Annotated in this window: 2 protein-coding genes; both read left to right on the top strand. The window is 46.7% G+C overall.

The window, feature by feature from the left end; all coding sequences use genetic code 11:
- The coding region (locus ACFRAK_RS28810; protein WP_394573166.1) for an ABC transporter ATP-binding protein at positions 1 to 685 on the top strand (685 nt) is incomplete at its 5' end.
- A partial coding sequence (locus ACFRAK_RS28805; protein ID WP_394573165.1) for an ABC transporter permease occupies positions 678 to 1,415 on the top strand: 738 nt, incomplete at its 3' end. The genes ACFRAK_RS28810 and ACFRAK_RS28805, both read left to right, overlap by 8 nt.

The raw sequence follows: 1,415 nt of genomic DNA, 5'->3' as shown, positions 1-1,415 counted from the left end.
TATTATGGGGTACTTGCCTGAGGAACGAGGATTGTACCCGAAGATTAAGGTTAGCGAGCAGATTTCATATCTTGCCCAGTTGCGTGGGATGTCAGCAAAGGATGCCGACAAGAGCCTGAAATATTGGTTGGAGCGTTTTGAAGTACCGGATTATTACGATAAGAAAATTGAAGAGCTGTCCAAGGGTAATCAGCAAAAAATGGGCTTTATCGCCGCAGTCGTTCATAGACCGCAAATTTTGATCCTGGATGAGGCATTCAGCGGCCTGGATCCGGTTAACGTGGAATTGCTCAAGTCTACAGTCAAAGAATTGCGTGATAGTGGAACGAGCATCCTGTTCTCCACGCACCGCATGGAGCACGTCGAGGAACTGTGTAAGAACATAACGATCCTGCATCGTTCGAATACGGTTGTCAAGGGCAATCTGAAGGAAGTGAAGTCCAGATATCCGCGCGAAGAGGTTGTGCTGGGCACCTCCAACGATGTGCAGGGCCTGGAGTCGATCGCAGGTGTTACCTCCGTTCAACGTACGGAGGATGGCTATTCCATACGTATCTCTGACGTGGAGGTTGCTCAGCAAATTCTAAATGCGGCCATGTCGCAAAGCACCATTCATCGATTTGAAGTCAAAGAACCGACACTCAACCAAATCTTCATAAAGGCGGTAGGTGAATCCAATGAATAATATGTGGACCGTAATTCGATTTACTTTTATGAACAAAGCAAGGACGAAATCCTTTCTGATCTCAACTTTGATTTTTGCGCTGATCATCACGATCGGGATTAATATTCCATTTCTGATTCAAATGTTTATGGGGGATGACAGCAAATCTTCGGATGAACCAACCCGCATCGGTCTTGTATATCAGCAGGAGCAGGCGTTGGCAGAGCAATTAGAAACTACTTGGAACAGCCAGCCGACAACCAATTACGAGTTGGTGAAGTATGAAACAGCTGATGAAACTGAATTGAATCAAGCCATTGAGAGTGGTGCCATTGAAGGATATGTACAGTTTGAAGCACAAGAAGGCGCGGCGTTCCCTGCTGTAATCTACAGCTCCGAAAATGACGTCATTCAGCCTGAGCTGCAGGCTGGTTTGCAAGCAGCCCTCCAATCTTTGAAGATTCGTAGTGTGTTAGAGGGAGTAGAACTGACCGATGCTCAGGTGAATGAGCTGAATACACCGGTGCAAATTAATGCGCGCAGCATCGATCCATCGGATGCTGGTGCTGACAACGGACCCGTGACAGAAGCAGAAGCTGCATCCACCGTCGCCAATTACATCGTAGTGTATGCGTTAATCATTCTCTTTTTCTTTACCTTGATGAGTACAGGAAATTTGATTGCTTCCGAAGTAACTACCGAGAAGAGTTCCCGAATCATGGAGATTCTGATTACCAGCGTATCGCCGCTG

This window comes from Peribacillus sp. NPDC056705 (assembly GCF_043656335.1).
Note: the sequence above shows the minus strand (reverse complement) of the source record. Positions and strands in the feature narration are given on the sequence as shown.